The organism is Amorphoplanes digitatis (genome assembly GCF_014205335.1).
In the GTDB taxonomy this organism is placed as follows: domain Bacteria; phylum Actinomycetota; class Actinomycetes; order Mycobacteriales; family Micromonosporaceae; genus Actinoplanes; species Actinoplanes digitatus.
On record NZ_JACHNH010000001.1, the window covers coordinates 1,060,320 to 1,084,483 of the forward strand.

A 24,164-nucleotide genomic window follows, 5' to 3' on the forward strand; every position below is an offset into this window, starting at 1 on the left:
TTGACCGCAACGAAAGTCGCAGTGACCTACAGGGCGCACTGCCCGTCGAGCGGAGCGAGACCATCAATACAGACGGGCTCATCGTCGTGGACAAGCCGGCCGGGATGACCTCGCACGACGTTGTCGCGCGGGTGCGCCGGCTGGCCAGGACCCGGCGGGTCGGGCACGGCGGCACGCTCGACCCGATGGCCACCGGGGTGCTCATCATCGGCGTCAACCGGGCGACCCGGCTGCTCACCTACGTGATCGGTTCGAGCAAGAGCTACACCGCCACGATCCGGCTCGGGCAGTCCACCGTCACCGACGACGCCGAGGGCGACGTCACCGCGACCGTCCCGGCCGCCGGGGTCACCGACGACGGGATCCGGGCCGGCCTCGGCGCGCAGACGGGCGAGATCGACCAGGTGCCCAGCGCGGTCAGCGCCATCAAGGTCAACGGGCAGCGGGCGTACAAGCGGGTCCGCGACGGCGAGGAGGTCGAGCTGGCCGCGCGCCGGGTCACCGTCTCGCGGCTCGACGTGCTCGACATCCGGCGGGAGGCCGACGTCGTCGACGTCGACGTCGACGTGACCTGTTCGAGCGGCACCTACATCCGGGCCATCGCCCGGGACCTCGGCCGCGCGCTCGGCGTCGGCGGCCACCTCACCGCGCTGCGGCGTACGGCCGTCGGCGGCCTGTCGCTCGCGGAGGCGGCCACGCTGGCGGAGCTGGAGGAGCGCGCCCCCGACGTGATCGGCCTGCCGATGGCCGACGCGGCCCGGCGCGCCTTTCCGCAGCGCGCGGCGGACGCGGAGGAGGCGCGGGTGCTCAGCCACGGCGGCCCGCTCGAACCGGTGGGCATCGAGGGGCCGTACGCGGTCTTCGACGCCGCCGGTGAGGTGCTCGCGATCGTCTCGGAGCGCGACGGCAAGGCCCGCGCCGAGATCGTCCTCGCACCCGCCTAGCGTCCGCTCCGGTGTTCGGCCGCTAAGGGCGGTGGGAGAGGTGCTCGGCGACGGTCGCCACCAGGTCCGCCGCCGCGTACGGCTTGTCCAGGAAGCCGTCGCACCCGGCCTGGAGCGCCGCCGCGCGGTCCTGGGGCAGCACGCTCGCGGTGACCGCGACCACCGTCGGCCGGCGGCGGCCCGTCGCCACCGTGCCCGCCGCCAGCTCGCTGGCCAGGGTCAGGCCGTTGCCGTCCGGCAGGTTCATGTCGAGCAGGACCAGGTCGACGTCCTCGGTGTTGAGCTGTTCGCGCGCGGCGGCGATCGAGGAGGCGTCCAGCACCTCCGCCTCGCGGACCGCGGCGATCCCGGCCCGGGAGAGCACCGCCTTCACCAGGGTCCTGTTCAGCTCCTCGTCCTCGACCAGCAGGATGCGCGGGTTCGCTGCCGTCACGGGGTGTCCTCCTCGTCGTTCGCGGCCTTCGCGGAGCCGCAGAGCAGCGGCGCCAGGGTTTCCCAGCCGGCGCCGCCGGCCATCGCGGTGGCCACCACGCCGCCGGCCATCGCGGTCGCGACCAGCGGGCCGGCGTCACCCGGCGCGCGCACGCCGCCGGCGGCCGCGGTCAGCCCGAGCACCGGGGTGTGCCGGGTGGCCGGGTCCTGCTCGATGGCGGCCAGCAGGTTGAAGCCGTCCACCTCCGGCGACTGCATGTCGCAGACGATCAGGTCGAAGTGGCCCTCTCGGCTCAGCGCCAGCCCGTTGCGGCCGTCGGCGACCGCGACCACGTCGGCCCCGCCCGCGCGCAGGCCCTGCTCGATCGCCTGCCGCACCTCGTCGTCGTGGTCGACGACGAGCACCCGGGGCGTCGGCCGGTGCGCGGTCACCTTGGCCAGGGCGCCCAGCAGGGCGGCCTGGTCGACCGGCTTGACGAAGTAGTCGTGCGCGCCCAGCGCCAGCCCGGCCTGGCGCTCGTCGATGATGGTGGCGAAGAAGACCGGGATGGGCGCGAGCCGCGGGTCCGCCTTGAGCCGCCGGATGACCTCGAAGCCGTCGATGCCCGGCAGGTGAACGTCCAGCACGATCGCGTCCGGCGGGTGCGCGCCGGCCGCGATGAGCCCGGCCTCGCCGGTGCCGGCGACGTCGACGTGGTAGCCCGCGCCGACCAGCTGGGTGCTGAGCAGCTCCGCCGACTGCGGGTCGTCCTCGACGAGCAGCACCCGGGCGCCCGCGGCCGGCCCCTCCTCGAAGCTGAGGATCGCCGCGGCCGGCAGCCGTACGGTGAAGGCGCTGCCCTCGCCGGGCGCCGAATCCAGGATGATCTCGCCGCCGTGCGCGGTGACCAGCCGCTTGGTCAGCGCCAGCCCGAGGCCGGTGCCGGCGCGATGCCGTTCCGGGTCGCCGACCTGCTGAAACTCCTCGAAGACCCGGCCGTGGTCGGCCTGGGCGATGCCCACACCGGTGTCGGCCACCGTGATGTCGACGAAGTCGTCGGCCGCCGCGGCCGCCGCGACGAAGATCGACCCGCCCTCCGGGGTGAACTTGATCGCGTTGGAGAGCAGGTTCTCCACGATCTGCCGGAAGCGCACCCGGTCGGCCAGCACGGTGACCTCGGGCAGCTTCGTGGTGACGGTCAGGCGCTTGGAGGTCAGCAGCGGCGAGAGCCCGGTCAGCAGGTCGACGACCGCGGTGTCGACCCGCAGCGGCGCGAGCCGCAGGTCGAGCCGGCCCGCCTCGATCTTGGCGAGGTCCAGGATGTCGTTGATGAGGCCGAGCAGGTGCCGGCCGCTGCTGTGCACGTGCTCGATCCAGTCGGCCGGCACCCGGCGGCGGTCGCCGTCCGGCTCCTCGAGCCGCATGAGGTCGCTGAAGCCGATGATGGCGTTGAGCGGGGTACGCAACTCGTGGCTCATGTTCGCCAGGAACGAGCTCTTCGCCTGGCTGGCCCGGGTGAGCGCCTCGACGGAGGCGCTCAGCTCGACGGCCATGCGCCGGTGCGCCGACGTGACGGCCTGCCGCTCGGCGATGATGCCGGCCTGACCGCCCAGCGCGGCCAGCAGCCGCAGGTCGTCGTCCCGGAACAGGCTGCGGTGCCGGTTGAAGAGCAGCACCGCGCCCTCGGCGTCCGGCGGCACCGGCATGCTCAGGACGGTCACGAAGTCGTCGCCGAGGTCGTCGCCGTAGTGGGTGACAAGCGCCGTACCGCCATCGCGCAGCCGCGCCGGCTGCCCTTCGCGGACGAGCGCCGTGATGTCCTCGTAGGCGAGTTCGTAGGGTGCGGCGGTCGGCGGGCCGGAGTACGCGGCGGGCGCGAGCAGGCCGTCGGCGCACGGCATGAGCACCGTGACCGCGTCGGCGCCGGTCTGCACCCGCATGATCTCGGCGTAGGTCTGCCACACCTGCTCGGGCGACTCCACCGGCGTGCGCAGCAGGCGCTCGGTCACCGACTGGGCGGCCGAGGCGGAGAAGGCCCGGCGCAGCCAGCGCGGCGGCAGGAACGCGATCAGGTAGCCGGCGGCGCTGACCAGCGCCAGCACCCGGCTCGCGGTCCGGAACCCGGAGTCTGCGCCGTGCAGCGAGCCGATGCCGAGCAGCACGATCATCGCGCCGATGGCGAGGGTGGCGAAGGCGGCGGTCATCAGCCGGGCCCGGTTCGCGCCGGAGCGGGTCCGCGCCTTGCCGAGGAGCAGCCAGGCGGCGACGATCTCGGCGGCGACGAAGCCGACCACGGCGAGGACCCAGGCCTCGGGCGGGCGTGGCCGGTCGGAGAACGCGAGCGGCGCGGCGGTGACGACGAAGGTGGCCAGCACGGCCAGGTTCAGCCACCGGGGCACCGTACGCAGGCGGGCGGCCAGCCGGACCGTGAGGTAGGGCTGGATCAGCAGTGCCAGCAGGGCGAACGCGCCGAGCCAGTACGGCAGCATCCCGCCGACGATCCGCCGGATCACGTCGGTGACGAACAGCACCGCGAAGGGCGCGAAGACCAGGGTGACGTCGCGTTGCAGCGGGTCCCGGCGGCGGAGGTAGCCACTCAGGGCGCGCACGAACAGCACGGCGAACATGAACTCGGCCGCGAGCAGGACTAGGGGACTCCAGTCGATGCTCATATCGGCATCAACTGTAGCGTTTCAGGCACCTTGAGTGACCGATACGCTTACCCGCGAGATCTGGGCCAGGGGAGGCGGCGGAATGCAGCGGTGGCGGGGGTACGAGGCGGTGCCGGGCGGATTCGGCCGATCGGTGGTGACGATCGGCGTCTTCGACGGCGTGCACCGCGGCCACCAGGCGATCATCGGGCACGCCGTGAAGCGGGCCCGCGACCTCGGCCTGCACTCGGTCGTCGTGACCTTCGACCCGCACCCGGCCGAGGTCGTGCGGCCCGGCTCGCACCCGGCCGTGCTGACCGAGCCGGTGCGCAAGGCCGAGCTGATCGAGCAGCTCGGCGTCGACGCGCTCTGCGTCGTCCCGTTCACCCCGGCGTTCTCGCAGCTCAGCGCCGAGGCCTTCGTGCACGACGTGCTGGTCGAGGCGCTGCACGCGGCCGTCGTGGTCGAGGGCGACAACTTCCGCTTCGGCCACCGGGCGGCCGGCGACCTGGCCATGCTCACCAGCCTCGGGCGCACCTTCGGCTTCACGGTCGAGCAGGCGCCCCTGGTGGCGCAGGACGGGCTGGTCTTCTCCTCCACGTACATCCGCAGCTGTGTCGACGCCGGGGACGTCGCGGCCGCGGCCGCCGCGCTCGGCCGGCCGCACCGCCTGGGTGGCGTCATCGTGCGGGGCGACCAGCGCGGCCGCGAGATCGGCTTCCCGACGGCCAACCTCATGTGCCACCGGTACGCGGCGATACCGGCCGACGGCGTCTACGCGGCGCGGCTGATCCGCGGCGGCCGGCACGGCGGCCCGCTGCCGGCCTCGGTCTCGGTCGGCACGAACCCGACGTTCTCCGGCCGCGAGCGCCGGGTCGAGGCATACGTCCTCGACTTCGCCGGCGACCTGTACGGCGAGCGCGTCAGCCTCGACTTCATCGCCCACCTGCGGGAACAGCGGGTCTACCCGGGCATCGAGCCGCTGGTCGCGCAGATCCGCGAGGACGTCGAGCAGACGCGGAGCGTGCTCGCCCGACCCGGGATCTAAGCTGCTGATAAGCTTGCCGGGACGTCGGCTCATCCGACGACCGGACTCGCCTGCCTGCCCGACGCCGCGGGCCGCGAGCTTGGCCCCCGTCGCGGGGCACCGAATTCACCGGCAACACAGAATCACGGAGAACATGGCGCTCGATCAAGAGACCAAGACCAAGATCATGACCGAGTACGCGACCGTCGAGGGCGACACCGGTTCGCCCGAGGTGCAGGTCGCGATGCTCACCAAGCGGATCGCCGACCTCACCGAGCACCTCAAGGCGCACAAGCACGACCACCACAGCCGTCGTGGTCTGCTGCTGCTGGTCGGCCGTCGCCGCCGCCTGCTCAACTACGTCCAGAAGAAGGACATCGCGCGCTACCGGACGCTGATCGAGCGTCTCGGCCTGCGCCGCTGATTCGACGGGGGAGTGGCCGCCTGGCCGCTCCCCCGAGCTTTACCCACGGACCCGCGCGGCACCAGGCCACGGCCCCGGTCCTCGGTAGTGGTTCCCGAGCACGCCCGATTTTCCTACAGGCTCTGCTCGGGCACTTCGATCGAAGACCGGCCAGCCCGTTCCGCGCTGTGTGAACCGCCGGGTCCTCGACGAAGGAGTACCGCACCACATGACAGAGCAGAATGCTCTCGGCACCGAATCTCGCACCGCCGTCATCGACAACGGTGTGTTCGGCACGCGAGAGGTAACCTTCTCCACCGGCAAGCTGGCCCGCCAGGCCGCCGGCTCGGTCATCGTCCAGCTGGGCGAGACCACCGTTCTCTCCGCCACCACGGCCGGCAAGACGCCGAAGGACCACTTCGACTTCTTCCCGCTGACGGTCGACGTCGAGGAGCGGATGTACGCCGTCGGCCGCATCCCCGGCTCGTTCTTCCGCCGCGAGGGCCGCCCCAGCGAGGACGCGATCCTCACCTGCCGCCTGATCGACCGGCCGCTGCGCCCGTCGTTCACCAAGGGCCTGCGCAACGAGGTCCAGGTCGTCGAGACCATCCTCGCGCTCGACCCGCAGCACCCCTACGATGTCGTCGCCATGAACGGCGCCTCGATGTCGACCAAGCTCTCGGGCCTGCCGTTCAGCGGCCCGGTCGGCTCGACCCGCGTCGCGCACGTCGAGGGCCAGTGGGTCAACTTCCCCACCCTCGACGAGTTGGCCCGCGCCACCTTCGACATGATCGTCGCCGGTCGCACGCTGGCCGACGGTGAGGTCGCGATCATGATGGTCGAGGCCGAGGCCACCCCGCACGCGCTGACTCTGATCGCGTCCGGTGCGCCGAAGCCGACCGAGGAGGTCGTCGCCAGCGGCCTCGAGGCCGCCAAGCCGGCCATCCGCGAGCTCTGCCGCGCGCAGAGCGAGCTGGCCGAGGTCGCCGCGAAGCCCGTGCAGGAGTTCCCGGTCTTCCTGGACTACCAGGACGACGTCTACTCCGCCGTCTCCGAGGCCGCCAAGGGCGAGCTCGTCGAGGCGCTGAAGATCGTCCAGAAGGCGGACCGCGAGGAGGCCCTGGACCGCATCAAGGCCAAGGTCGTCGAGGCCGTCGGCCCGCAGTTCGAGGGCCGCGAGAAGGAGATCAGCGCCGCGTTCCGCTCGGTCACCAAGTCCGAGGTGCGCAACCGCGTGCTCCGCGACCAGGTCCGCATGGACGGCCGCGGGCCGCGCGACATCCGGCCGCTGAGCGCCGAGGTCGGCGTCCTGCCCCGGGTGCACGGCTCGGCCCTGTTCGAGCGCGGCGAGACCCAGATCCTGGGCGTCACCACGCTGAACATGCTGCGCCTCGAGCAGTCGCTGGACACCCTCGCTCCCGAGAAGTCCAAGCGCTACATGCACAACTACAACTTCCCGCCCTACTCGACCGGTGAGACCGGCCGGGTCGGTTCGCCGAAGCGCCGCGAGATCGGCCACGGCGCGCTCGCCGAGCGCGCCCTCGTGCCGGTGCTGCCGACGCGCGAGGAGTTCCCGTACGCGATCCGCCAGGTCTCCGAGGCGCTGAGCTCGAACGGCTCGACCTCGATGGGCTCGGTCTGCGCCTCGACGCTGGCCCTGCTCAGCGCGGGTGTTCCGCTGAAGGCGCGGGTCGCCGGCATCGCGATGGGCCTCATCTCCGACGAGGTCGACGGCAAGACCCAGTACGTGACGCTCACCGACATCCTCGGCGCCGAGGACGCGTTCGGCGACATGGACTTCAAGGTCGCCGGCACGCCGGAGTTCGTCACCGCGCTTCAGCTCGACACCAAGCTCGACGGCATCCCGTCGGACGTGCTGGCCGCCGCGTTGCAGCAGGCGCACGACGCCCGGACGACGATCCTCGGCGTCATGGACGAGGCCATCAACAGCCCGGCCGAGATGTCCGAGTACGCGCCGCGGGTCACCAGCGTGAAGATCCCGGTCGACAAGATCGGCATGGTCATCGGCCCCAAGGGCCAGACGATCAACGCGATCCAGGACGAGACCGGCGCCGACATCTCGATCGAGGACGACGGCACGATCTACGTCGGCGCGACCAACGGCCCGGCGGCCGAGGCCGCGGTGGAGCGGATCAACGCCATCGCCAACCCGACGATGCCGAAGGCCGGCGACAAGTTCCTCGGCACGGTGGTGAAGACGGCCGCGTTCGGCGCGTTCATCTCGCTGCTGCCGGGCCGCGACGGCCTGCTGCACATCTCCAAGGTCGGCGACGGCAAGCGCGTCGACAAGGTCGAGGACTACCTCAACGTCGGCGACAAGGTCGAGGTCTCGATCGCGGACATCGACAACCGCGGCAAGATCTACCTGGACAAGGTCCGCCCCGAGGGCGAGGAGGCCCCGGCCGCCTCGGCCGACGCCGCGGACAACGGCGGCCGCCCGCCGCGCGAGGACCGCGGTCCTCGTGGCGAGGGTGGCGGCGAGCCCCGCCGGCGCCGGCAGCGTCCCAGCGGCGACCGCAGCTGATTAACGAATGACAGCGAGTTCCCGCGGGCCGGCCGAGAGGCCGGCCCGCGTTGTCACCCGGACCCTGCAGGGCGGCGTACGCCGCACCGTCCTCCCCAGCGGCCTGCGCATCCTCACCGAGTCGATCCCGACGACCCGCAGCGCCGCGCTCGGCGTGTGGGTGGGTGTCGGCTCCCGCGACGAGACCCCGGCGATGTCGGGCGCCTCGCACTTCCTCGAGCACCTGCTCTTCAAGGGCACCGAGAAGCGCACGGCCCTGCAGATCTCCGCGGAGATCGAGGCCGTCGGCGGCGAGACCAACGCCTTCACCACGAAGGAGTACACCTGCTTCTACGCGCGGGTGCTCGACGTCGACCTGCCGCTCGCCGTCGACGTGCTCTGTGACGCCGTCTCGTCCTCGATCCTCGATCCGGAGGACGTCGAGACCGAGCGCGGGGTGATCCTCGAAGAGATCGCGATGCACGACGACGAGCCCGGCGACGAGGTGCACGACGTCTTCACCGAGGCCGTCTTCGGCGCGGAGACCCCGCTGGGCCGGCTGATCTCGGGCACGGCGGAGACCATCTCCCCGATGACCCGCACCCAGATCAACCGCTTCTACCGCACCCGCTACAAGGCGCCGCAGATCGTCATCACCGCCGCGGGCAACCTTGACCACGCCCGCGTCGTCCGGCTGATCCGGGCGGGGCTGGCCGGCAGCCCGTTCGCGCAGGAGCCGGGCTCGCCCGCGCCGAAGCGGGGCGCATCGCCCGCGCCCCGGCCGCGGAAGCCGGTAACGGTGGTGCGGCACCGCGACACCGAGCAGGCGCACATCGTGCTCGGCTGCGCGGGCATCAACCGGGGCGACGAGCGGCGCTTCGCGCTCGGCGTGCTCAACAACGTGCTCGGCGGCGGCATGTCGAGCCGGCTCTTCCAGGAGATCCGGGAGAAGCGCGGCCTGGCGTACTCGGTCTACTCGTACGGCAGCCAGTACGCCGACGCCGGCCTCTTCGCGGTCTACGCGGGCTGCGCGCCCGGCAAGGCCGAGGAGGTGCTGGCCCTGATCCGCGCCGAGCTGGCGGTGGTCGCGGCCGAGGGCATCACGGCCGACGAACTGGCCCGCGGCCAGGGCATGGTCAAGGGCTCGTACGTGCTGGGCCTGGAGGACACCGGCTCGCGGATGAGCCGGCTGGCCAAGTCCGAGCTGCTGCACGGCGACCTGATGGGCGTCGACGAGCTGCTGGCGCGGGTCGACGCGGTCACCCTCGAAGAGGTGAACCTGCTCGCGGCGGACCTGCTGTCGAGGCCGATGTCCCTCGCCGTCGTCGGGCCGTTCGACGAGACCGCCTTCGCCAACCCTCGCTAACCTGGGACGCCGTGACCATCCTCAGCCCACCGCCCGTTCAGGAAACCGCGACGCCGACACCGCGCCGGCGCCGGCTCATCGGCATGCTGATCTGGGCGGCGGTGTTCGCGGTCGGCACGTACTTCATCGGCGTGCCGACCAGCGACCCGCTGATCGCCTTCGGCTGGCTGTGGCTGGCCACCATCGCCTGGCGCAGCGACCTGCCGTGGCGCCGGCACCTGCTGTTCCTGCGCGACTGGCTGCCGATCTCGCTGCTGCTCGTCGTCTACAACGTCTCCCGGGGCTACGCCGACGACCTGTTCGACCCGCACGTCACCGAGCTCATCCACGCTGATGAGTGGATGTTCGGCTGGTTCACCGGCGGCGAGGTGCCGACGGTCTGGCTGCAACAGCACCTGTACCGGCCGGACGCGGTGCAGTGGTGGGAGGTGGTCGTCTCCCTGATCTACGTCTCGCACTTCCTCGCGGTGCCGACCATCGGCGTGATCCTCTGGCTGCGGTGGCGCGAGCAGTGGGGCCGCTTCATGCGGCGCTGGTTCACTCTCAGCGTGGCCGGGCTGATCACCTACTTCCTCTACCCGGCCGCCCCGCCGTGGTGGGCCTACAAGTACGGCTTCCTGCCCGAGCACGTCGAGCGCATCTCCACAAACGGGTGGAACGCGATCGGGCTGCACAGCGCCGGCAACACCCTCAACGCCCTCCAGGTCGAGGCCTCCAACCCGGTCGCGGCCATGCCGTCGCTGCACACCGCGTACGCGTTGATGGCGGTGGTCTTCTTCCTGCCGATGGTCGCGAGGCGCTGGTGGCCGCTGATGCTGGCATATCCGCTGGCCATGACGTTCACGCTGGTCTACTCCGGCGAGCACTACGTGATCGACGTGCTGGTCGGCTGGGCGTACGTCGGCGGGGTCTTCCTGGTCGTCGGATTCGCCGAGCGCTGGTGGCGGGCGAGGCACGCGGTCAGCGCCTCGGGCCCCGAGCCGGTACGTTAAGTTGTCGGCGTGACAGACGTAGAACCGATCCGCGTCGGCGTTCTCGGCGCCCGGGGACGCATGGGCCTCGAGGTGTGCAAGGCCGTCGACGCCGCCCCCGACCTCGAGCTCGTGGCGATGGTCGACCAGGGCGACTGGCTGTTCAACGCCGCGGACGCGGGCGCGCAGGTGCTCGTCGACTTCACCACCCCCGACGTGGTCATGGACAACCTGCACTGGGCCGTCGACCAGGGCATCAGCGTGGTCGTCGGCACCAGCGGCTTCACCGAGCAGCGCCTCGACCGGGTGCGGTCCTGGCTGTCACACAAGCCCGGGGTCGGCGTGCTGATCGCCCCGAACTTCGGCATCGGCGCGGTGCTGATGATGCAGTTCGCGGCGAAGGCGGCCCGCTACTTCGAGTCCGTCGAGATCATCGAGCAGCACCACCCGCGCAAGCTGGACGCGCCGAGCGGCACGGCGACGCACACGGCGAGGCTGATCGCCGGTGCCCGGGCCGAGGCCGGCTGCGGTCCGATGCCGGACGCGACCGAGGACGAGGTCGCCGGTGCGCGCGGCGCGGAGATCGACGGCGTGCGGATCCACTCCGTGCGGGCGGCGGGCCTGGTCGCCCACCAGGAGGTCCTCTTCGGCACTCAGGGCGAGACGCTCACCATCCGGCACGACAGCCTGGATCGCGCCTCCTTCATGCCGGGCGTGCTGCTCGCCGTCCGCTCGATCGAGAGCCGCCCGGGACTCACGATCGGCCTCGACTCGCTGCTCAGCTGATCCGCCCCGGTCAGGACACCGTCAGGTCGGCCGGCAGGCCCTCGATCGTCTCGGATCCGTCGACGTCGACGGTGACGGAGACCGGCCGTCCCGCGATCTCCAGGCCGTCGGCCCGCAGCGGCCCGAAGGGCAGCCCGGCGAGCGGGCGCAGCCGCACGGTGCCGCCCGGCACGTCGGGCTCCAGGCCGATCGCCGTCCGCAGCATCAGCACCGCGGCCGCCGCCGACCAGGCCTGCGGCCGGCACGCGGTGGGATAGGGCTCCGGGCGGCCGCCCGCCGAGCGCGCGTTGCCGGCGTGCAGCTCGGGCAGCCGGTGGCCGAACGCCTCACCGGCCGCCAGCAGCCCGTCGATCAGCCGCGCCGCCTCGGCCGGGAAGCCCGCGCCGGCCAGCCCCGCCGCCACGATCGCGGTGTCGTGCGCCCACACCGAACCGCAGTGGTACGACAGCGGGTCGAAGCCGCCGTCGAGCGCGGACATCGTGCGCAGCCCGTACCCGCCGGACATCGCCGCGCCGCCCAGCGCGGCGGCGACCGCCCGCTCCTCGGCCGCGGTCAGCATGCCGGTGCCGAGCAGGTGGCCGATGTTGCTGGTCAGCGAGTCGACCGGCCGCTTGTCGCGGTCCAGGGCCAGCGCCGGGTGGCCCGCGGGTACCCAGAACCTCGCGCGGAACCGCTCCGCCAGCGCGGCGGCGTACTCGCGCCAGCGCGCGCCGGGCCGCCCGAACGCGTCCAGCAGCGCGGCGCCGTCCAGGGCCGCGCGGTAGGCGTACCCCTGCACCTCGGACAGCGCGATGGGCGGCTCGGCCAGCCGGCCGTCGTGGAAACGGACCGCGTCGGCGGAGTCCTTCCAGCCCTGGTTGGCCAGGCCGCGGCCGCCGGCGTCGAGGTACTCCACGAAGCCGTCGCCGTCCGGGTCGGCGTGCCCGGCCAGCCAGCCGAGCGCGGCCTCGAGGTGCGGCAGCAGCACGCCGACCTCGCGCTCGGGCAGGCCCCAGCGCCAGGCGTCGTGCAGCAGGCTGATCCAGAGCGGGGTGGCGTCGACCGTGCCGTAGTAGGCCGCGGGCAGGCGCGGGCCGCCGCCGGAGAGGGCGGACTCCGGCCGGCGCAGCTCGTGCATGATCTTGCCGGGCGCCTCGCCGGTGACCGGGTCCACCCGGGTGCCCTGCCGGCGGGCGAGCACCCGCAGCGTCCCGGCGGCGAGGCGGGTGCCCAGCGGCAGCAGCATCCGGGCGGCCCAGATGCTGTCGCGGCCGAACAGGGTCAGGTACCAGGGCGCGCCGGCGGCGAGGTAGGCGTCGTCGCCGTCGGCCAGCCGCAGGGCGTGCAGGTCGTCGATCGAGCGGGCGACGAGGCGGTCCAGGCGGCGGTCGCCGCAGCGCACCTCGGCGGCGGGCCGGTCCCGCGTACGGGCGGGTGCGTGCACGGCGGCGGTCGGGTCGTCCACGCGTACCGTGAAGGTCAGGGTCGTGTCCGTCCCCGGCGCGAGGGTGACCGGCCAGGCCAGCCGCCCGCGGTCGTCGGTGTCGGCCCGCTCGGCGGTGACCGTGACGGTGATGCCGTCGCGCCGGAAGAGCAGGGTGCCGTCCGCGGCGCGGCGGGCGGGCACCGGTGTGCCCCGGCCGCCGGACCGGACCACCTCGATGGGGGCGAGGTCCACCGCGAGGTCGAGGGTGACCGCGACGCCGACCGGATCCGGCGCGTCCGAGCGGAGGGTGATCGTTTCGGCGACCCGGCCCGCGGAGACCTCGCGGGTGCGCCGGACCCGCACGGCCGGGCGTGCCAGCGAGTCGAACCGCGCGGTGCCGGAACCCTCGTCGTGGCCGATCGGCTCGGCCTCGCCGCCGTCCAGGCGCAGGACGGCCTCGGAGAGCATCCGCGCGTCGGCGTGGAAGACCCCCTGCGCGCCGCCCGCGCGGATCTGCCCGTCGGTGTCGGCCAGCGCGAAGGTCGGCGCGGCGAGCGTGACGACGAGGTCGAACGTCGGCGGCTGAGCGCTGCTCAATCCGGTGGCGGCTGCTGGTCGATCGCGACGTGCAGGCGCAGCTGCGGGACCAGCATGTCGTCGACGTCCAGCGCGCGGGCGGCGCCGTCCGGCTCCCAGCCGGTCGAGACCAGGAACTTGCGCATCGCGTCGTCCGCGTCGTATGCCCAGGCCACGGCGGCCTTGAAGCCGTCCTCGCGCCACAGGTCGACGGTGGCCGCGAGCAGCCGGCTGCCGTGCCCGCGCCGACCCCAGCGCGGCTCGACCAGCAGGTCCGTGATCGCCGCGACATCGTCGCCGAGCGGGGGCTCCTCCGGCGCCAGCGCCTGTTCGTCGGCCGGTCCGGCGGCCACGAAGCCGACCACATGGGACGCGGCCTCGCCCTGCTCGACCGCGATGAGGACCCGGTGCCGCGGCGAGGGCGTGGCGGTGATCGCCTCGGACCAGCCACGGGCCAGGTAGGCCTCGTCGAGGTTGGCCAGCACATGCGGCGGGAACATCCGCCGGTAGGCGGTCCGCCAGGTCGAGAGCTGGATGCGGGCGATCTCTCCGGCGTCCTCGGGACGGGCCGGACGGACGAAGCCGAGTGCCATGCCCGGCAGCCTACAGACGCGCACTCTGTCAGACCCCTGGGCTAGCGTGCGGAGCTGTGGCAGTACCTGACAGTCTCTCCGTCGCGCAGGCCCGGCGCATCACGCTGGCCGCGCAGGGTTTCGCCGATCCCGCGCCGGGCGGCGCCACCGACATGCGCCACCTGCGCCGGGTGCTGCGCCGCCTGCACCTGATCCAGATGGACTCGGTGAACGTGTTGCAGCGCGCGCATTTCATGCCGCTCTACAGCCGGCTCGGGCCCTACCCGCCGGCGCTGCTCGACCGCGCCGCCTACCGCGATCCCCGCGAGCTGTTCGAGTTCTGGGGCCACGAGGCCTCGCTGATCAACGTCGAGCTCCAGCCGCTCTTCCGCTGGCGCATGGACAATGCGCGCAGCTACGCGTGGGGCGGCATCCGGCGCGTCATCGAGGAGCAGCCCGACCTCGTCGCCTGGGTGCGCGACGAGGTGGCCGACCGGGGTCCGGTGACCGCCGCCGAGATCGAGCAGGACGTGCCCCGCAAGAAGGACAACTGGGGCTGGAACTGGTCGTCCACCAAGACGGCCCTCGAATACCTCTTCTACAGCGGCGAGGTGACCGCCGCCGAACGCACGACCTCGTTCGCGCGGCGCTACGACCTGACCGAGCGGGTGCTGCCCAAGCAGGTGATCGACGCGCCGACCCCGGACCCGCAGGACGCCTTCCGGGCGCTGGTCGGGCTCGCGGCCCGCTCGCTCGGCGTCGCCGCGGAGCCGGAGCTGCGCGACTACTTCCGGCTGCCGGCGGCCGGCTTCAAACAGGCCGTCGCCGAGCTGATCGAGGACAGGGTGCTGCTGCCGGTCACGGTCCGGGGCTGGAAGGGCCCGGCCTACCTGCACCACGAGGCGCGGCTGCCGCGCCGGGTGAGCGCCGCCACGCTTGTCAGCCCGTTCGACCCGCTGATCTGGGAGCGCGCCCGCACCGAGCGGCTCTTCGACATGAAGTACCGCATCGAGATCTACGTGCCGGCCGAACAGCGGCTCTACGGCTACTACGTGCTCCCGTTCCTGCTCGGCGACGCCTTCGCCGCCCGGGTCGACCTCAAGGCCGACCGCAAGGCCGGCGTGCTGCGCATCCCGGCGGCCTGGATCGAGCCCGCCGCCGACCAGGAGGAGACGGCCATCGCGCTGGCGGCCGAGCTGCGCCGGCTGGCCGGCTGGCTGGGCTTGGGCGCCATCGCGGTGCCGGACCGCGGCGATCTGGCCGGCCCGCTTACGGCGGCGCTGAAGGTTGCCTCCGTCGGTGTACCGTGACGGCCATGAGCAGCACGGTCACGGGCCCCCCGCCGTACCCGCAGTATGAGGAGCCCAAGCAGGACCGCGTGACCCGCTTCATCCAGCGCAGGTGGCGCGATTCGCCGGTCTGGGTCGCCCCGGCGGCGATGATGGTCTGCATGGCCGGCGCGGTCGGCTACACGTTCGTCACCAGCCCCACCGAGGCGAACGCCGGCGCGGCACCCAGCTGCCTGCTCAAGTACGCGACCGGCTTCATCTGCCCGGGCTGCGGCGGCACCCGCGCCGCCTGGTATCTGCTGCATGGCGACGTCCCGGCGGCCGCCCGGCACCACGCGCTGTTCGTCTTCGCCGTCCCCTTCCTCCTTTACATGTACTTTGCCTGGGCCGGGCGCCGGCTCTTCGGCTGGAAGGTTCCGCAGCTCAGCCTGAGTCCCGGGGTGATCGGCACATTCATCGCCGCCTGGGGCGTCTTCAGCGTCCTGCGCAACCTGCCCTGGGCGCCCTTCACCGCCTTCTACGTCTGAGGCCTGGGGCACCCGCACACCGGCGACGGGGAAAGCACTCCGGCCGTCCGATAAGTTGTCGGTATGACGCACGACCACCCGCGGCCCTTCGGCAGGCTGCTCTCGGCCATGGTGACCCCGTTCCACGCGGACGGCTCCCTCGACGTCGAGGGCGCTGCCAGGCTGGCGACGTGGCTGGTGGACGAGCAGGGCCACGACGCGCTGGTGATCAGCGGGACCGGCGGCGAGTCGCCGACCACGACCGACGCCGAGAAGGAGACCCTGCTCCGCGTCGTCGTCGAGGCCGTCGGCGACCGGGCCCGGATCGTGGCGGGTGTCGGCACCAACAACACCGCACACACGGTCGAGCTGTCGCGCGCGGCCGAGAAGGCGGGCGCACACGGCCTGCTGGTCGTGACGCCGTATTACAACAAGCCGCCGCAGGCGGGCCTGATCAGGCACTTCACGACCGTCGCCGACTCCGTCGGCCTGCCGGTCATGCTCTACGACATTCCGCACCGCTCCGGCGTGCCGATCGCGACCGAGTCGCTGGTCCGCCTCGCCGAGCACCCCAACATCGTCGCCGTGAAGGACGCCAAGGGCGACTTCGCCGCGAGCGCCGACGTGCTGCGCCGCACCGATCTCGCGTACTACTCGGGCGAGGACGCCGCCATCCTGCCGCTGCTGTCGATCGGCGCGGTCGGCGTGGTCGGCACCTCGACCCACTTCATCGGCCCGCGGACCAAGGCCATGATCGAGGCGTACGAGCGCGGGGACAACGCCGGGGCGCTCGCGCTGCACCGGCAGCTGCTGCCGCTGTTCACCGGCATCTTCCGGACTCAGGGCACCATCCTCGTGAAGGCCGGCCTGCGCGCCCTCGGGCTGCCCGCCGGCCCCGTGCGCTCGCCGCTTGTCGACGCCACCGAGGCCGAAACGAACCAACTGCACGAGGACGCCGCCGCGGCGGGACAGCCCCTCGGCACCAATTAGAGAGGCCTCGCATTTGAGCCAGGCACACGTCGAACTGGAACCGCCACCCCCGCTTCCGGAGGGCGCACTGCGCGTCACCCCGCTGGGAGGTCTCGGCGCCATCGGCCGCAACATGACCGTCTTCGAATTCGACGGCAAGCTGCTCGTCATCGACTGCGGAGTTCTATTCCCCGACGTCGAGCAGCCGGGCGTCGACCTGATCCTGCCCGACTTCACGTCGATACGGGACCGCCTCGGTGACGTGCAGGCGATCGTGCTCACCCACGGGCACGAGGACCACATCGGCGCGGTTCCCTACCTGCTCGCGCTCAAGCCCGACATCCCGCTGGTCGGCTCCGAGTTCACCCTCGCGCTGGTCGAGGCGAAGCTGGCGGAGCGGCGGCTGGACCCCTACACGCTGACCGTGCGCGAGGGGCAGACCGAGCGGCTCGGCCCGTTCGAGTGCGAGTTCTTCGCGGTCAACCACTCCATCCCGGACGCGCTCGCGGTCGCCGTGCGCACCCCGGCCGGGCTGGTGCTGCACACCGGCGACTTCAAGATGGACCAGGTGCCGCTGGACGGGCGCATCACCGACCTGGCCGGCTTCGCCCGGCTCGGCGCCGAGGGCGTCGACCTGCTGCTCTCCGACTCGACGAACGCCGAGGTCCCCGGCTTCGTGACGCCCGAGCGCGACATCGGCCCGGTGATCGGCGGCATCTTCGCGAAGGCCCGCGGCCGGATCATCGTGGCCAGCTTCGCCTCGCACGTGCACCGAGTCCAGCAGGTGTTGGATGCGGCGTACGAGTACGAGCGCAAGGTGGCGCTGATCGGGCGCTCGATGGTGCGGAACATGGGCATTGCCCGCGATCTTGGCCTGCTGCGCATCCCGGACGGTCTGCTTGTCAGTCTCGACGAGGCCGCCTCGATGCCGCACGACGAGATCGTCTTCATGTCGACAGGTTCGCAGGGCGAGCCGATGAGCGCGCTCGGTCGCATGTCGACCGGCGACCACCGGCACATCACCATCGAGTCCGGCGACACCGTCGTGCTGGCCAGCTCGCTGGTGCCCGGCAACGAGACCTCGGTCTACCGGGTGATCAACCAGCTGGCCCGCGCCGGCGCGACGGTCGTCCACAAGGACACCGCCAAGGTGCACGTCTCCGGGCACGCCCCGGCCGGTGAGCTGCTCTACCTGCTCAACGTCGTGCGCCCGAGCAACCTGATGCCGGTGCACGGCGAGTGGCGGCACCTGCGGGCGCACGCACAGCTCGGCATCGAGTCCGGCGTCGCGCCGGACCGGGTGGTGCTCTGCGAGGACGGCGACGTCGTCGACCTCGTCGAGGGCCACGCCCGGCACGTGGGCCGGGTCAAGAACCGCTACGTGTACGTCGACGGCCTCGCCGTCGGCGACGTCAGCGAGTCGCTGCTCACCGAGCGCCGGATCCTGGGCGACGGCGGCTTCATCTCCGCCACCGTGGTGATCGACTCGGTGACCGGCAAGGTGGTCGGCGAGCCGAGCATCTCGGCGAAGGGCTTCTCGGAGGACCCGGACGCGTTCAACCCGGTCATCCCGCTGCTCACCGCCGCGCTGCACCGCTCGGCGGAGGACGGCATCACCGACACCCACCAGCTGCAACAGGTGGTCCGGCGCACGGTCGGGCGCTGGGTGAACGACGCATACCGGCGGCGTCCGATGATCGTTCCTACCGTGGTCGAGGTGTAACCCGGAGGCATTGTTTTCTGTGAATACCGGATTTTTTGATCCGGCCGAGACCTCCCTGCGTATCTGAGGGCACGGTGCCGCCCCCACGGCACTCGATGCGAGGGGAGTTTCGGATGCAGCGGAGAACAGTTGTCGCGATCGCGGCGACGGTGACGGCGGCAGGCGCGGCGGTGGCATTCACCCTGCCGTCGATGGCGGGTACCAACACGCCGCGCCGCTCCACGCCGCAGGCGACCGGCGCGGTGGCCCCACAGCTGCTCGCCGCGATGAAGCGGGACCTCGGTGTGAGCACCGACGAGGCCGCGGCGCGGGTGCGGCGGGCGGCGTGGGCCAGCGGCGTCGCCGCACAGCTGCGCGCCGCCGCCGGTGACTCGTACGCCGGCTCCTGGCTCGGCGGGGACGGCACCACGCTCAACATCGGCGTCACCGACCCCGGCCTGGTCGCGCAGGTGCGCGCGGCGGGTGCGGTGCCGCGGCTGGTCGAGCGCAGCGTGGCCGAGCTGGACCGGGCGAAGCAGGCGCTGGACAGCGAGGCCTCCCGGTCCGACCGTGACCTGCCCGGCTGGTACGTCGACGTCGCGGCCAACAAGGTCGTGGTGCAGGCGCTGCCCGGCGACACCGACCACGCGCGCGAACTCGCCGAGGACGCCGGCATCTCGCGCGCCGCGGTGAAGGTCGTCGTCACCAAGCGCGCGCCCCGGATTCTCGCGGACGTCATCGGCGCCGAGCCCTACTTCGTCAACATCGGCGGCGGGCAGGCCCGCTGCTCCATCGGGTTCGCGGTCGAGGGCGGCTTCGTCACCGCCGGGCACTGCGGCGCCGAGGGCACCCAGACCACCGACCGGGAGAATCTGGACCAGGGCGTGGTCGTCGCGTCCGTCTTCCCCGGCAACGCCGACATGGGCGTGGTGCAGACAAACGCCGGCGTGACGCTGCAGCCGTTCGTCAACGACTTCGACGGCAACGCGCTGCCGGTCGGCGGCAGCACGGAGGCGCCCGTCGGCGCCGCGGTCTGCCGCTCCGGCTCCACCACCGGCACGTTCTGCGGCACCATCCTGGCGAAGAACCAGACGGTGAACTACCCGGAGGGCGCCGTCACCGGCCTGACCCGGACGGACGTCTGCGCCGAGGGCGGTGACTCCGGCGGCCCGTGGCTCTCGGGCGACCAGGCACAGGGCGTGACCTCCGGCGGCTCCGGCGACTGCACGGTCGGCGGCGAGACGTTCTTCCAGCCGATCACCGAGATCCTGGAGACGAACAACCTCACCCTGCTCACCACGGGCGGGGCCGCGGGCGGTGCCGGCGACGACGCCGCACCGCCGGCCGAGGCCACCACGGCACCGCCGGCCGAGGCGACCGAGCCGCCGGCCGACGACGACGCCGGTCAGCAGCAGCGCAGCGGCCACCACCGCCGCGGTCACCACCGCGGCTGACGCGCCTTGAAGACGTGCTGCCCGCGCGGGCCATCCTCCGTCCTGCGCGGGCAGCGCTGCGTCTGGCTACCGTAACCACGTGGGCTACCGAGCACTGATCGCCGCCGCCGTGTGCGCGCACTTCGCGTTCCTGGCCTTCGGCATCTTCGGCGGCTTCCTCGCCTGGCGCCGGCCCCGGCTGATCTGGCTACAGGCGATCTGCGCCGGCTGGCTGCTGGTGATCGTCGTCGCCGGGCTGACCTGCCCGCTGACCTGGCTCGAGGACCGGGGCCGGGAGGGCGCCGGCCTCGCGCCGCTCAACGGCGGGTTCCTGGACAGCCACGCCGAGGGCGTCTTCTACCCGCACGGCTACGAGTGGGCGGCCCAGATCGTGGTCGCCGTGATCATCCTGACCTCGTGGGCCGGGCTGCTGGTGCTACGGCTGAAGCGCCGCGACCGCGTCAGCTAGCTCGCAGCCGGTCGCGATCCCGCAGATCATCATCTGGTCGAGCTGCTCCGGCGTCACGCCGTGCTCCCAGTCGCCGGAGACCTCGCCGACCACCCGCACCGCGCCGTCGTCTGCCGTGTGCACGTACGCCTTGGGCCAGAGCTGGTCGTGGTTCCAGGCGTTGCAGAACTCGTACAGCCGGTGGACGTCGTCCGTGCTGAAGACGGTCCGGGTCAGCGTCCGGACCTGGAGCACCTCCTGCTCCCGGCCCAGTAGGAAGAAGTAGATAAGGCAGCCCTGCCAGTTGCCGCCGATGTCGCCGTCGGCGTCGACGAAGTGTGCGAACCCGCGAGCATTCAGCGCCTCGACGAGCATCTGCTGGCTGAGCGGCTTGGGCAGAACGGACATGGTCTTGATCCTAAGCCGAGGAAAAGCGAAACCCGGTCACGGTGCGGCGCGCGGGCTCGCGGGCGCGGCGCCGTTACGGTATTGGACATGGCGGGCCGAACTCCTCCGGCGAGCCGGGGCCGCGCCGCGGGAACCACGCGCGGCGCCGCGACGACGCGTGCCCGTCAGCCCGCCCGCCAACCGGCGCGCAAGACCGCCCGCAAGGCCGCCGCCCGGCCCGCCGCGCGCACCCGGGCCAGGAGCGCGACCCGGGCCCGGCCCAGCGTCTCCGCGGTCCTCGTCGCCGGCCTCGGCCGCGGCGTCGGCACCCTCTGGATGGGCGTCGCGCACGGCGTCGGCTGGGTGGCCCGGGGCGTCGGCCGCCAGGCGGCGACGGCCAAGGAGATCGATCCCGAGCACCGCCGCGACGGTGCCGGCCTGCTCATGCTCGGCCTCGCGATCCTCGTCGGTGTCGCGGTCTGGGCCGGCTCGGCGGGGCCGGTCGGCGCCCGCCTTGCCGACGCCGTGCGGCTCTTCTTCGGCGGCCTGTCCGTGCTGCTGCCGCTGCTGCTGCTCTACGGCGCGGTGCGCTTCATGCGCCGGCCCGCCGACCCGGAGCACCGCGGCCGGTCGGTGGTGGGCTGGACCGCACTCGTCGTGTCGACCGCGAGCCTGCTGCACCTGGCGCAGCGCCCCGCCGACGACCTCGAGATGGACCGCTCCGGCGGGCTCATCGGCTACGGCGTCGGCGCGCTGCTGGAGCGCGCCGTGACCGCCTGGGTCGCCGTACCGTTGCTGATCCTGCTGTTGATCTTCGGTCTGCTTGTCATCACCGCGACGCCGATCAATCGGATCCCCGAGCGGCTCATGCTCCTGATCGACGTGCTGCTGGGCCGCTCGACCGAGCGCGCGCCGCTGCCCGAACTGGACCTGTCCGACCTGGACGACGCCGGCGACGAGGCGCCCAAGCGCCGCAGCCCCGCCCGCCGTCGCCAGGGCTCGCTCTCCGACATCGGCCTGGCGCCCGACGCCGAGGACGCCGAGGACCCCATCGTCCACGACACCGTCCTGGTGCCGCGCGGCAAGAAGGTGCCGGCCAGCCGCAAGACCCCCGAGCCGCCCGAGCACTCGCCGCTGCCGACCCGGGCCGAGCAGCTCGACATCTCCGCGGTCGAGGGCGACTACCGGCTGCCGCCGCCGAGCCTGCTCGGCAAGGGCGCGGCGCCGAAGTCCCGCAGCAAGGCCAACGACGAGATCATGACGGCGCTGACCGGCGTCTTCGACCAGTTCAACCTCGACGCGGCGGTCACCGGCTTCACCCGTGGCCCGACGGTCACCCGCTACGAGGTCGAGGTCGGCCCGGGCGTCAAGGTCGAGCGGATCACCCAGCTCTCGCGCAACATCGCGTACGCGGTGAAGTCGCCGGACGTGCGCATCCTCAGCCCGATCCCGGGCAAGAGCGCGGTCGGCGTGGAGATCCCCAACACCGACCCGGAGAACGTGTCGCTCGGCGACGTGCTGCGCTCGCACGCGGCCACCGCCGACCACCACCCGATGCTGGTGGCGCTCGGCAAGGACATCGAGGGCCGCTTCGTGGTGGCCAACCTCGCGAAGATGCCGCACATCCTGATCGCGGGCGCGACCGGCGCGGGCAAGAGCTCCTGCCTGAACTCGCTGCTGGTGTCGATCCTGACCCGGGCCACCCCGGACGAGGTGCGGCTGCTGCTCGTCGACCCGAAGCGGGTCGAGATGACCGCGTACGAGGGCATCCCGCACCTGGTCACGCCGATCGTGACGAACGCGAAGAAGGCGGCCGACGCGCTGGAGTGGGTCGTCCGCGAGATGGACATGCGCTACGACGACCTCGCCGCCAACGGGGTACGCCACGTCGACGACTTCAACCGCAAGGTCCGCAGCGGCGAGATCACCGCGCCGCCCGGCGTCGACCGGGTGATGAAGCCGTACCCCTACCTGCTGGTGATCGTGGACGAGCTGGCCGACCTGATGATGGTCGCCCCACGCGACGTCGAGGACTCGGTCGTCCGCATCACCCAGCTGGCCCGCGCGGCGGGCATCCACCTGGTGCTGGCCACCCAGCGCCCGTCGGTCGACGTGGTGACCGGCCTGATCAAGGCCAACGTCCCGTCCCGCCTGGCGTTCGCGACGTCCTCGCTGGCGGACTCCCGGGTCATCCTCGACCAGCCGGGCGCCGAGAAGCTCCTGGGCCGGGGCGACGGCCTCTTCCTGCCGATGGGCGCCTCGAAGCCCGCGCGGTTCCAGGGCGCCTGGGTCGACGAAAAAGAGATCAACGACGTCGTCAAGTTCTGCAAGGACCAGCGCGAGCCGGAGTTCCGCCCGGACGTGACGGCGCCGCCGGAGAACAAGAAGAAGCAGATCGACGAGGAGGTCGGCGACGACCTCGAGGTGCTCATCCAGGCGATCGAGCTGGTGGTCACCTCGCAGTTCGGCTCGACCTCGATGCTCCAGCGCAAGCTGCGGGTCGGCTTCGCCAAGGCGGGGCGGCTGATGGACCTGATGGAGAGCCGCGGCATCGTCGGCCCGTCCGAGGGCTCCAAGGCCCGCGACGTGCTGATCAAGCCGGACGAGTTGGAAGAGGCGCTGTCGACGCTGCGGGTCGACTGACCGGGCGCAGGTCGCCCAGCAGGGCGTAGCCGGTGATCAGCAGGGCCGCCAGCATCATCGTGGCCAGCACCGGCAGCGGGACGAACTGCCCGTGCCCGGTACCGATGAACAGGAACGGCAGGTACGACAGCAGCGACGCGGCCTGCACCAGCAGGGCGACCGGCCACAGCCGGGGCCGGTAGAACGCCAGCACGACGGTCATCACGTCGGCCAGGAAGAAGTACCGCTCGTGCATCCCCGGCAGCAGGAACGGGACGAGGATGACGAAGAACGTGGCGGCGGTCACGATCCGTTCGGCGTCCATGCGGGCCCGGGCGGCGACCAGCGTGTAGATCACCCCGACCACCAGGACCGCGGCGAAGACGTACCCGAGGGTCTTGAGGGTGTCCAGCCGCGTATGCACCGGCAGGTAGGCGTAGATGCTCGCGGCGTTCGAGGTCAGCGCCGGCACGTACGCGGCCTGCCGGGCCGGGCTGTAGAGCGTGAGCAGCTCGACCGGGTCGCGGCCGGCGAGGATCGCCGGCAGATCGAGAACGACATAGACCAGGGGTACGGCCAGCAGCGTCCGCCAGCGCAGCGACCCGGCCAGCACCAGCAGGGCCAGCAGCGGGAAGATGAAGATCGCCTGTGGCTTGAACGAAAGCGCCACCGTGAACATGGTCACGGCCAGCCACGGGCGCTCGCGGAGCAGGTAGTAGACCCCGCCGAGCGCGAAAGCGGCCCACATCGCGTCGCACTGCCCGTACAGCGAGCTGTTGATCACCACGGTCGGCAGGAAGGCCAGCACCAGCGCCGCGAGCACCGGGATGCGCCGGCCCGGCCGGCGCAGCGCCACGATCCGGTAGCCGAAGTACACGAGCAGGACGTCGAACAGGACCCAGGCCATCTTGATCTTCATGAGCGTCGGGCCGGGCAGATAGGTCAGCAGCGCGAGGATGTAGAGGAACGGCGCGTTGTAGTTGCCGATCTCCTTGCCCAGACCGGACCAGCCGCCGGCCGCGTCGAGCTTGCCGTACCAGACGAAGAAGATCCGCATGTCCGCCGTCATCTCGTGCCGGCCGATCCAGCGGACCGCCACCGCCAGCACGGCGAGCACGGCGATCAATATCCATTCGGGCTGCACCCGGCGCACGTCTGTTCCCCCATGTCG

The 24,164-nt window shown here is 72.2% G+C and carries 20 protein-coding genes; 14 read left to right on the forward strand and 6 right to left on the reverse strand.

What is annotated here, in order from left to right:
* Window positions 1–62: 62 nt before the first annotated feature.
* Window positions 63–944, forward strand: a complete 882-nt coding sequence (truB, locus tag BJ971_RS04935; protein WP_184998650.1) for a tRNA pseudouridine(55) synthase TruB — start codon at window positions 63–65, stop codon at window positions 942–944.
* A 22-nt stretch (window positions 945–966) separates the two neighbouring features.
* On the opposite strand, the gene BJ971_RS04940 is transcribed toward truB, so the two are convergent.
* Together BJ971_RS04940 and BJ971_RS04945 are read right to left on the reverse strand one after the other, a co-directional pair.
* Window positions 967–1,377 (reverse strand): response regulator, encoded by a 411-nt coding sequence (locus BJ971_RS04940; protein WP_184990222.1) that lies wholly within the window; start codon window positions 1,375–1,377, stop codon window positions 967–969.
* Window positions 1,374–4,028, reverse strand: coding sequence for a response regulator (locus BJ971_RS04945; protein ID WP_184990224.1), 2,655 nt, complete (start codon window positions 4,026–4,028; stop codon window positions 1,374–1,376). Before BJ971_RS04945 ends, BJ971_RS04940 begins: the two co-directional genes overlap by 4 nt.
* 82 nt (window positions 4,029–4,110) lie before the next feature.
* On the opposite strand from BJ971_RS04945, the gene BJ971_RS04950 reads away from it, so the two are divergent.
* The 6 genes from BJ971_RS04950 to dapB all read left to right on the forward strand — a co-directional run bounded on the left by BJ971_RS04950 (window position 4,111) and on the right by dapB (window position 11,084).
* Window positions 4,111–5,055 (forward strand): bifunctional riboflavin kinase/FAD synthetase, encoded by a 945-nt coding sequence (locus tag BJ971_RS04950; RefSeq protein WP_184990226.1) that lies wholly within the window; start codon window positions 4,111–4,113, stop codon window positions 5,053–5,055.
* 133 nt (window positions 5,056–5,188) lie between these two features.
* Window positions 5,189–5,458, forward strand: coding sequence for a 30S ribosomal protein S15 (gene rpsO, locus BJ971_RS04955; RefSeq protein ID WP_184990233.1), 270 nt, complete (start codon window positions 5,189–5,191; stop codon window positions 5,456–5,458).
* 208 nt (window positions 5,459–5,666) lie between these two features.
* Window positions 5,667–7,982, forward strand: coding sequence for a polyribonucleotide nucleotidyltransferase (locus BJ971_RS04960; RefSeq protein ID WP_184990235.1), 2,316 nt, complete (start codon window positions 5,667–5,669; stop codon window positions 7,980–7,982).
* 7 nt (window positions 7,983–7,989) lie between these two features.
* On the forward strand, window positions 7,990–9,327 hold the full coding sequence (locus BJ971_RS04965; protein WP_184990237.1) for a M16 family metallopeptidase: 1,338 nt from the start codon (window positions 7,990–7,992) through the stop codon (window positions 9,325–9,327).
* Window positions 9,328–9,410: 83 nt separating this feature from the next.
* Window positions 9,411–10,319: a phosphatase PAP2 family protein gene (locus BJ971_RS04970; RefSeq protein ID WP_221479142.1), complete on the forward strand. Its 909-nt coding sequence runs from the start codon at window positions 9,411–9,413 to the stop codon at window positions 10,317–10,319.
* 9 nt (window positions 10,320–10,328) lie between these two features.
* Window positions 10,329–11,084, forward strand: a complete 756-nt coding sequence (gene dapB, locus BJ971_RS04975; RefSeq protein WP_184990240.1) for a 4-hydroxy-tetrahydrodipicolinate reductase — start codon at window positions 10,329–10,331, stop codon at window positions 11,082–11,084.
* Window positions 11,085–11,094: 10 nt separating this feature from the next.
* On the opposite strand, the gene BJ971_RS04980 is transcribed toward dapB, so the two are convergent.
* Window positions 11,095–13,086 (reverse strand): amylo-alpha-1,6-glucosidase, encoded by a 1,992-nt coding sequence (locus tag BJ971_RS04980; protein WP_184990242.1) that lies wholly within the window; start codon window positions 13,084–13,086, stop codon window positions 11,095–11,097.
* Entirely contained in the window at window positions 13,083–13,658 is a 576-nt protein-coding gene (locus BJ971_RS04985) for a GNAT family N-acetyltransferase (protein WP_184990244.1), read from the reverse strand. Before BJ971_RS04985 ends, BJ971_RS04980 begins: the two co-directional genes overlap by 4 nt.
* A 56-nt stretch (window positions 13,659–13,714) precedes the next feature.
* Here BJ971_RS04985 and BJ971_RS04990 point away from each other — a divergent pair, with 56 nt between their 5' ends.
* From BJ971_RS04990 to BJ971_RS05015, 6 genes are all read left to right on the forward strand, one after another.
* Window positions 13,715–14,947, forward strand: a complete 1,233-nt coding sequence (locus BJ971_RS04990; RefSeq protein WP_184990246.1) for a winged helix-turn-helix domain-containing protein — start codon at window positions 13,715–13,717, stop codon at window positions 14,945–14,947.
* A gap of 5 nt (window positions 14,948–14,952) precedes the next feature.
* Window positions 14,953–15,453, forward strand: coding sequence for a DUF2752 domain-containing protein (locus BJ971_RS04995; RefSeq protein WP_184990248.1), 501 nt, complete (start codon window positions 14,953–14,955; stop codon window positions 15,451–15,453).
* A gap of 63 nt (window positions 15,454–15,516) precedes the next feature.
* Window positions 15,517–16,422, forward strand: coding sequence for a 4-hydroxy-tetrahydrodipicolinate synthase (gene dapA, locus BJ971_RS05000; protein ID WP_184990250.1), 906 nt, complete (start codon window positions 15,517–15,519; stop codon window positions 16,420–16,422).
* Window positions 16,423–16,435: 13 nt separating this feature from the next.
* On the forward strand, window positions 16,436–18,124 hold the full coding sequence (locus tag BJ971_RS05005) for a ribonuclease J (RefSeq protein WP_184990252.1): 1,689 nt from the start codon (window positions 16,436–16,438) through the stop codon (window positions 18,122–18,124).
* A 113-nt stretch (window positions 18,125–18,237) separates the two neighbouring features.
* Window positions 18,238–19,557, forward strand: coding sequence for a S1 family peptidase (locus tag BJ971_RS05010; protein ID WP_184990253.1), 1,320 nt, complete (start codon window positions 18,238–18,240; stop codon window positions 19,555–19,557).
* Between the two features lie 79 nt (window positions 19,558–19,636).
* Entirely contained in the window at window positions 19,637–20,005 is a 369-nt protein-coding gene (locus BJ971_RS05015; protein WP_184990255.1) for a DUF2784 domain-containing protein, read from the forward strand.
* Here BJ971_RS05015 and BJ971_RS05020 read toward each other — a convergent pair.
* Window positions 19,973–20,392 (reverse strand): YbjN domain-containing protein, encoded by a 420-nt coding sequence (locus tag BJ971_RS05020; RefSeq protein WP_239087552.1) that lies wholly within the window; start codon window positions 20,390–20,392, stop codon window positions 19,973–19,975. The two genes, BJ971_RS05015 and BJ971_RS05020, sit on opposite strands and share 33 nt — an antisense overlap.
* 315 nt (window positions 20,393–20,707) lie before the next feature.
* On the opposite strand from BJ971_RS05020, the gene BJ971_RS05025 reads away from it, so the two are divergent.
* Window positions 20,708–23,014, forward strand: a complete 2,307-nt coding sequence (locus BJ971_RS05025; protein WP_377885294.1) for an FtsK/SpoIIIE family DNA translocase — start codon at window positions 20,708–20,710, stop codon at window positions 23,012–23,014.
* Here BJ971_RS05025 and BJ971_RS05030 read toward each other — a convergent pair.
* Window positions 22,965–24,146 carry a glycosyltransferase 87 family protein gene (locus BJ971_RS05030; protein ID WP_184990259.1) on the reverse strand — a complete coding sequence of 394 codons (1,182 nt, stop codon included), beginning with the start codon at window positions 24,144–24,146 and terminating at the stop codon, window positions 22,965–22,967. The two genes, BJ971_RS05025 and BJ971_RS05030, sit on opposite strands and share 50 nt — an antisense overlap.
* Window positions 24,147–24,164: the final 18 nt, after the last annotated feature.

Coding starts and splice junctions, on each gene's coding strand:
- BJ971_RS04995 (WP_184990248.1), top strand. CDS start 14,953: ATGAGCAGCACGGTCACGGGCCCCCCGCCGTACCCGCAGTATGAGGAG.
- BJ971_RS05020 (WP_239087552.1), bottom strand. CDS start 20,392: ATGTCCGTTCTGCCCAAGCCGCTCAGCCAGCAGATGCTCGTCGAGGCG.
- BJ971_RS05010 (WP_184990253.1), top strand. CDS start 18,238: ATGCAGCGGAGAACAGTTGTCGCGATCGCGGCGACGGTGACGGCGGCA.
- BJ971_RS04965 (WP_184990237.1), top strand. CDS start 7,990: ATGACAGCGAGTTCCCGCGGGCCGGCCGAGAGGCCGGCCCGCGTTGTC.
- BJ971_RS05025 (WP_377885294.1), top strand. CDS start 20,708: ATGGGCGTCGCGCACGGCGTCGGCTGGGTGGCCCGGGGCGTCGGCCGC.
- BJ971_RS04970 (WP_221479142.1), top strand. CDS start 9,411: ATGCTGATCTGGGCGGCGGTGTTCGCGGTCGGCACGTACTTCATCGGC.
- BJ971_RS04960 (WP_184990235.1), top strand. CDS start 5,667: ATGACAGAGCAGAATGCTCTCGGCACCGAATCTCGCACCGCCGTCATC.
- BJ971_RS04945 (WP_184990224.1), bottom strand. CDS start 4,028: ATGAGCATCGACTGGAGTCCCCTAGTCCTGCTCGCGGCCGAGTTCATG.
- rpsO (WP_184990233.1), top strand. CDS start 5,189: ATGGCGCTCGATCAAGAGACCAAGACCAAGATCATGACCGAGTACGCG.
- BJ971_RS04985 (WP_184990244.1), bottom strand. CDS start 13,658: ATGGCACTCGGCTTCGTCCGTCCGGCCCGTCCCGAGGACGCCGGAGAG.
- dapA (WP_184990250.1), top strand. CDS start 15,517: ATGACGCACGACCACCCGCGGCCCTTCGGCAGGCTGCTCTCGGCCATG.
- BJ971_RS04950 (WP_184990226.1), top strand. CDS start 4,111: ATGCAGCGGTGGCGGGGGTACGAGGCGGTGCCGGGCGGATTCGGCCGA.